1 protein-coding gene is annotated in these 324 nt (G+C 79.9%); it reads right to left on the bottom strand.

What is annotated here, in order from left to right; translation table 11 throughout:
* On the bottom strand, positions 1–324 hold a 324-nt coding region (locus G3I53_RS25890), incomplete at both ends, for a hypothetical protein (RefSeq protein ID WP_164438830.1).

Here is a 324-nt window from a genome sequence, read left to right as displayed (position 1 = left end):
CGGGCGTTCCGTCTGCGGGGTCCACGGGGTCGTCCGCCGGGTGCAGCAGCCCGGCCGGGAAGCGGGCCGCCGCGCTCTCCCAGTACTCGGGGCGGCAGGCCAGCACCAGGCGGATGCCCGTGCGGCGCAGCCAGCGGGCCGTGCCGTCGGTCCACTCGGCGAGCCGGTGGGCCAGGGCGGGGGGCATCTCCTCGGGGCCGTCGAGCAGGATCACCAGGGGGCGGCCGGCCCTGCCGGACAGGTCGGCGAGTCGCTCGGGCCCGGTGTCGCCGAGGCCGTCGGGGCCGGCGGGGAAGGGGCTGCGGGAGGCGGCCACGATCCGGG

Source organism: Streptomyces sp. SID14436 (assembly GCF_010548465.1).
In the GTDB taxonomy this organism is placed as follows: Bacteria; Actinomycetota; Actinomycetes; order Streptomycetales; family Streptomycetaceae; genus Streptomyces.
The sequence above is the reverse complement of the archived record's forward strand: the minus strand, read 5'-3'. Positions and strand labels throughout refer to the sequence as shown.